The 6,194-nt window shown below is 59.9% G+C and carries 5 protein-coding genes; 1 reads left to right on the plus strand and 4 read right to left on the minus strand.

Features of this window, described 5'->3' with window-relative positions:
- Positions 1 to 66: 66 nt before the first annotated feature.
- Positions 67 to 1,251 (plus strand): patatin-like phospholipase family protein, encoded by a 1,185-nt coding sequence (locus GZ092_RS15490; protein WP_293637699.1) that lies wholly within the window; start codon positions 67 to 69, stop codon positions 1,249 to 1,251.
- Between the two features lie 148 nt (positions 1,252 to 1,399).
- Here the strand turns inward: GZ092_RS15490 and lysS are convergent, their stop codons facing one another.
- From lysS to GZ092_RS15510, 4 genes are all read right to left on the minus strand, one after another.
- Positions 1,400 to 2,965, minus strand: coding sequence for a lysine--tRNA ligase (gene lysS, locus GZ092_RS15495; RefSeq protein WP_293637701.1), 1,566 nt, complete (start codon positions 2,963 to 2,965; stop codon positions 1,400 to 1,402).
- 170 nt (positions 2,966 to 3,135) lie between these two features.
- Positions 3,136 to 3,810, minus strand: coding sequence for an LON peptidase substrate-binding domain-containing protein (locus GZ092_RS15500; protein WP_293637702.1), 675 nt, complete (start codon positions 3,808 to 3,810; stop codon positions 3,136 to 3,138).
- 265 nt (positions 3,811 to 4,075) lie between these two features.
- On the minus strand, positions 4,076 to 4,840 hold the full coding sequence (locus GZ092_RS15505; RefSeq protein WP_293637704.1) for a cupin domain-containing protein: 765 nt from the start codon (positions 4,838 to 4,840) through the stop codon (positions 4,076 to 4,078).
- A gap of 241 nt (positions 4,841 to 5,081) precedes the next feature.
- Positions 5,082 to 5,945, minus strand: coding sequence for a class I SAM-dependent methyltransferase (locus tag GZ092_RS15510; protein ID WP_293637706.1), 864 nt, complete (start codon positions 5,943 to 5,945; stop codon positions 5,082 to 5,084).
- Positions 5,946 to 6,194: the final 249 nt, after the last annotated feature.

Here is a 6,194-nt window from a genome sequence, read left to right on the forward strand (position 1 = left end):
TTCCGCGCAGCGCCGGCTTAAGTTGAGCAGGGAATGGTGGCCCTTGCGGTTTGGTACCCTCGGAAGATGAAAATTTCCAACGGTGCCTTACCCCTTCTTCCTGCCAGCGGTCACCCCTTGGTCAACTTGGCGCTGCAGGGCGGCGGATCGCACGGCGCCTTCACCTGGGGCGTGCTGGACGCGCTGCTGGAAGACGGCCGCATTGACATTGAGGGCATCAGCGGCACCAGCGCCGGCGCCATGAACGCCGTGGTGCTGGCGCATGGGCTGGCCAGCGCCCCTGGCCAGTCCCGGGTCGCACGGCATGAAGCGGCCCGGCAGGCGCTGGCAACTTTCTGGAACGGCATTGTTGACTTGAGCGCCGTGTCGTCTTCCCTGTCCAAGTCGCTGTCGCTGTGGCAGCGCGCGCCTTTCAACATCCTGCTGGGCCAACTGGGCGGCGGCATCTGGTCGGCTTCTCGCTGGACCGATGAACTCACCCGCTACTGGTCAGGCAGCGTGTCGCCGTACCAGAGCAACCCGTTTGACATCAACCCGCTGAAGGATTTTCTGGCGTCCCAGGTCGATTTCGAGCGGCTGGCTGCGCATCCTTTCCCGGCAACGCCGAAGGTGTTCGTGGTGGCCACGCGCGTCAGCACCGGCAAGGCTGAAGTGTTTTCAGGCCAACGGCTGACGGCTGACGCGGTCATGGCGTCGGCCTGCCTGCCGATGGTGTTCCGGGCGGTCGAGATTGAAGGCGATCATTTCTGGGACGGCGGCTACACCGGCAACCCGGCGCTGCACCCGCTGCTCTACGAATGCCAGAGCCGCGACATCATGCTGGTCCAGATCAACCCGATCCGGCGCGACAAGCTGCCGACCCAGCCGGGCGAAATTGCCGATCGGCTCAATGAAATCACCTTCAATGCGGGGCTGGTCGCCGAGATGCGCGCCATCGATTTCGTCAAGCGCCTGCTGGCCGAAGGCAAGCTCGAAGCATCGCAGTACAAGGACGTGCTGATGCACCGCATCGACGGCGGTGAAGTGCTGGACGGCTACAGCGCCTCGACCAAGGCGTCAACCGACGCCGGCCTGATTCATGGCTTGCGCGATCTGGGCAGGCTGTGCGCGGGCCAATGGCTGGCCCGGCGCTACGCCATGCTGGGCGTCGAATGCAGCGTCGATATTGCGCGCGACTACCTGGACGACCTGCGCCTGCCGGTGGAACGGGCGACGGCCGCGCCGGAAAGAAAGCAGCCTGTTTTGAACTGAAAAAGCAGCGCGTCCAGTTCTGTTAAACCGGAGTCACTCTGGCGAAAAAAAGGCCTTTTCAATGCTGAAAAGGCCTGTTGCGCACGCTGCATAAGCGCTTCCAGCTATTAATTAGCTAGCAAAAATCGCCCATTAAAGCGCTTGTGCGTCAAGCTTCGCGGCGCAGCGCCGGGAACAGGATCACGTCGCGAATGCTCGGGCTGTCGGTCAGCAGCATCATCAGCCGGTCAATGCCGATGCCGCAGCCGCCGGTCGGCGGCATGCCGTATTCCAGCGCGCGGATGAAGTCGTGGTCGTAGAACATGGCTTCATCGTCGCCGCTGTCCTTGGCATCGACCTGCGCATTGAAACGCGCGGCCTGTTCCTCGGCATCGTTCAGCTCGCTGAAGCCGTTGCCGAATTCGCGGCCGGTGATGTACAGCTCGAAGCGCTCGGTGACTTCCGGCCGCTCGTCGTTGGCCCGGGCCAGCGGCGAGATTTCGGTCGGATGCTCCATGATGAAGGTCGGCTGCCAGAGCTTGTCTTCCACCGTTTCCTCAAAATACATCACCTGCAGGCTGGCCAGCGAGCGGCCGGCCAGGCGGTTCTTGGCTTCACTCAAGCCGAGTTTTTTCAGCGCGTTGGTCAGCCATTCGGCGTTGTCCACGTTGTCGCTTGCATCGGTGTGCTTGAGGATGGCTTCGCGAATCGTCAGGCGTTCAAACGGCTGGCTCAGATCGACCGGCTTGCCGGCGTAGCTCAGCTGCAGGGAGCCGCAGACTTTCTGCGCAATGTCGCGGATCAGGTCTTCGGTGAAGGCCATCAAATCGGTGTAGTTCCACCACGCCGCATAGAACTCCATCATGGTGAACTCGGGGTTGTGGCGAACGCTGATGCCCTCGTTGCGGTAGCTGCGGTTGATCTCGAACACCCGCTCGAAACCGCCGACGATCAGCCGCTTCAGGTACAGCTCGGGCGCAATGCGCAGGAACATTTCCTGGTCCAGCGCGTTGTGGTGCGTCTTGAACGGCTTGGCATTGGCGCCGCCCGGAATCGGGTGCAGCATCGGCGTTTCGACTTCCAGGAAATCATGCGACACCATGAAGTCGCGAATGCCGCTGACCGCCTTGCTGCGCGCCATGAAACGCTTGCGCGCTTCCTCGTCCATGATCAGATCGACATAGCGCTGGCGGTACTTGACCTCCTGGTCGGCCATGCCGTGGAACTTGTCGGGCAGCGGGCGCAGGCTCTTGGTGACCAGCCGGATGCTGTCGGCATGAATCGACAACTCGCCGGTCTTGGTCCTGAAGAGCGTTCCGGTTGCCGCCACGATGTCGCCCAGATCCCAGTGCTTGAAGGCCGCGTGGACTTCCTCGCCCACGCCGGCATTGTTGATGTAGAGCTGGATGCGGCCGCCCGTGGGGCCGAACGAGGCATCCTGAAGCGTCGCAAAGCTGGCCTTACCCATCACGCGCTTGAGCATCATGCGGCCGGCCACACTCACCTTCACCGCCATCGGTTCCAGCTCTTCATTGCTCAGGTGGCTGTACTGCGCAAACAGCGCTTCGGCGCGGTGTTCCGGCTTGATGTCGTTGGGAAAGGCCACGCCCCGGCCATCGGCCTGGTGCTGGCGCAGCACGGCAAGCTTTTCCCGGCGCTCGACCATGAGCTGGTTTTCGTCGTGGTGGACGGGGGCGGTGCTGACGGTGGCGGGAGAAGTCGGGTGGCTGGACATAGATCGGTGTTCCGGAAAGAAAGGATGCTGAAAACGTCGGGCGCCGTGCCACCCGTGAAGGGAGCATGAAACGCCGAATCGATGATTTTAGTTTTTTAAGGACGCGTTTTGACGCGCCATCGGCCCTGGAGCTTTCTTTGCGCGCAATCCCGGGCTGCGCTTGCAGAAAATCAGCGTGAAATGCCGCTGCGTTCCAGGATGTCGCAGACCAGTTCCAGCCTGAGCAGCGGATTGTCCAGTTCCATCAGCTGCTGCTTGACGGTCAGCGGGATGGGCAGCAACTCGCACCAGCGGTTGGCCACCCAGCTGCAGTCGTCGAGATGGTAGGGCGCGAACATGGGCATCTTATCGGGCGGCGTGTCGCCATTCAGCAGCCCCTTGATCAGCTTGCCCAGCGCATCGGCGGCTTTTTGCAGATCGTGTGGAATCTTGACCGGCAGGTCGTCTTCCATGCGGACCACATCGGCAATCCAAAGGCCATGTATCAGCTTTTCCCGGCGGGTGATGGTGAAGCGGTGAATTCCCTGGCATTGCACCACCATCAGTCCCGCCTGCGGCACCGAGAATTCGATGATCCTGGCCAGCGTGCCGACCGTGTTAAACGCCTCGTTGGCAAAAGCGTCACCGTTAGGCGCTTCATTTTTGACACTGGCGTTAGCACGTTTTCGCACTTCCGAGCCTTGCGTCAGCGAAACAACGCCAAACGGCGCGCCGGTCTTGTGGCATTTGCCAATCATGTCGAGGTAACGGACCTCGAAAATCTGCAGCGGCAGCAAACCGCCCGGGTAAAGCACGGTGCCCAGGGGAAAGAGCGGGAGAGAGTTCAATGTCAGGATTTCAGACATGGTGTCAGGCTTCATATTGGTAGTTTCACATCATCCCATGATCTCTTTTTCGGCGCATGCGGCGCATGCTGATTTGTGTGAATAGCTTGCGCGGCGTGTACAGCGTCAATGTCATGACGATGGCGTGAACGTCATTTTTTTCAGGATGCGCCCTGCGGGTCATGAAACTGCAGCCAGGACTGGCGTGGCCGGTACTGTGCCAAGGTGAAATATGCCAGGCACTTTACTATTAAAAGCATAGCTGTAAGCGCCGGCCGAGCCTGCGCTAGTGCAATACGTCCAGGAACGGAGTATCTGGATCGCTGACGTAGAAGATGACCAAACGAAGAGGTTCGGTATTGCTGCGGTTATACCCAGTCATCTTGACGTTTGGGGGCTCGACGAAAGCCTGGCCGGCCTTCACGATGACCGGGGGGCGGCCTTCCAGCTCCAGCGTGAATGCGCCCTCCAGGATGTAGACGGTGACCGGTGAGCGATGTGTATGAAATACCGTCTGATCGCCTGGCTTGAAGTTCGCAGTCAATACCCGCACGGCCTGGCGTTCCAGTGTCGGCATGCCGGAGACCACCTCACTCAGGACCAACTCAGGCTTGGCAGTCCCTTGTGGTTGAGCGTTCGCGAGAGCGCTCATGAACAGCACAACGATGAACGCAAGAGTCTTGGTCGGGTAGGGCATGGAAACCTCCGGTGTGACTGGCTGGAACACTAGTTTAGCGGCCTGATGTATGAGTTCAGTGGGTGGCGAATCAACCCCAATGTAACGCCCGGTTAGGACCTTGGTATCAAAACCTGTACGGCTGAAAACACGACCCAGCGGCAAGCGCGCAATCACCGCTACTACGAAAAGCATAGCTGTAAGCACAGGCAGGACTTGCGTTAGCGGCACTTTTGGCATGAATTTTTGCGTGGTTGACTTTACAAAATCCAATGCCTGAGTGAAATCGCCTACTGCTGGCGCAGACAGCGGGTTTTCGACGGATTTGCTTCCATGTGTTGATACCTCTTTGGCTCGGCCACTGAGAAAAGGCAAGGAAATACAACAGGATCAAATTTACCAGTGGCAGCACCACAAGCAAACTTAGGGATTTCGAGTCGCCAGCTTTAGAGAAGGTAGACCAGAACAGCAAGATCACTACTGCTGCCATTGCTTACATCAATCTTTGCGACCGGACGCTGCAAGGCCGGTGAAGTCGTCGTCTTTCACGCGCCTGGCCGGCGCACCGGTAGCAAGGACCCGTGACCGGGATCGCCGTACAAGCAGTTGCGTACGTTCATTTCGTTGCTGCACCGATAAGGCATTCGCCCGGCACCTCAAAACCATCCGGCGATTCGAAGTTGCGCATTGAGCTTTCCACTTCGTTCCACACGGAGTTGCGTTCTGCAGGAGGCAGCTTGGCCATCATGGCATTGAATGCACCGAAGGCTTCGCGGGCGACCCGCACGTATTCGGCGGCGCTGGTCGCTCTGTGGGGGACCGGCACGGCGTGAACCTCGCCGTCGGCAAAACCGGCCTGGCTGAATAGATCCTGGAGCATTCCGGGGCTGCCAAGACCGAATGGCCCGGGTTGCCCCGGAGCGGGGGCGCAGAGTTGGGCGCGCTGACGGATGATGGAAGCTGGCAAGGCCCCCCAAGGGTTTCGATCGGGCGTGGAAAAGACAAGGACTGCGACCCGGCCCCCCGTTTTCAAGGCGCGGCGCCACTCGCGTAGTGCTGTTACCGGGTGCGGCATGTACATCAGACCAAGCCGACACAGAACGGCATCAAAGGAGGCATCGGGGAGATCCAGTTTCTCGCCGTCCATTGCGCGGGTCTCGATTTGTTCAAGTCCCTTTTTACGGGCGACCTGTAGCGCAAGTTCGACGATGCCTTCCGATATGTCGGTCGCCAGCACGTAGCCTTCGGGGCCAACGCGTTCGGCGGCACTGACGGCCGGTTCACCTGCGCCGGCGGCGATGTCCAGGATGCGCTGACCTGGGCGAATGCGCGCCAGATCGAGCATCTGGCGGGTCGCTCCGCCATACCAACGGTCCAAAGTGGGATTCCAGCGTCGCCAAGCGGCGCCGTCCTTGTTCCATTGCTCCCGTTGCGCGTTCTTGTACTTCTCTGCGTCGAATGAGGGTTGCTGTTGGGCCACGCAAGTTCTCCCGCTCGATAGGATTAATGTGCTTCCCGGCCAGGGATGGGGCCGGGGCTCCTGGAGGTTGAATTGTCCGCTAGAACTGTTCTAACGTGTGAGTTCAGAGGGCGCGTAGCGGTCCGCTGTAACGGTCCGCTGTAGCTGGGTTAGGGCCATTTCGTTATACACAATTCCCTGCAAAATTCCTCCCAAGAAAAGTTGAAAGAAACCGATGGGCTGGGCAAGCACTGAATTTGAGACGATAGA

The organism is Polaromonas sp. (assembly GCF_010365105.1).
In the GTDB taxonomy this organism is placed as follows: Bacteria; Pseudomonadota; Gammaproteobacteria; order Burkholderiales; family Burkholderiaceae_C; genus Polaromonas.

Bases quoted from the DNA above. Each gene is read 5' to 3' on its own strand.
- GZ092_RS15490 (WP_293637699.1), top strand. From the start codon at position 67: ATGAAAATTTCCAACGGTGCCTTACCCCTTCTTCCTGCCAGCGGTCAC.
- lysS (WP_293637701.1), bottom strand. From the start codon at position 2,965: ATGTCCAGCCACCCGACTTCTCCCGCCACCGTCAGCACCGCCCCCGTC.
- GZ092_RS15500 (WP_293637702.1), bottom strand. From the start codon at position 3,810: ATGTCTGAAATCCTGACATTGAACTCTCTCCCGCTCTTTCCCCTGGGC.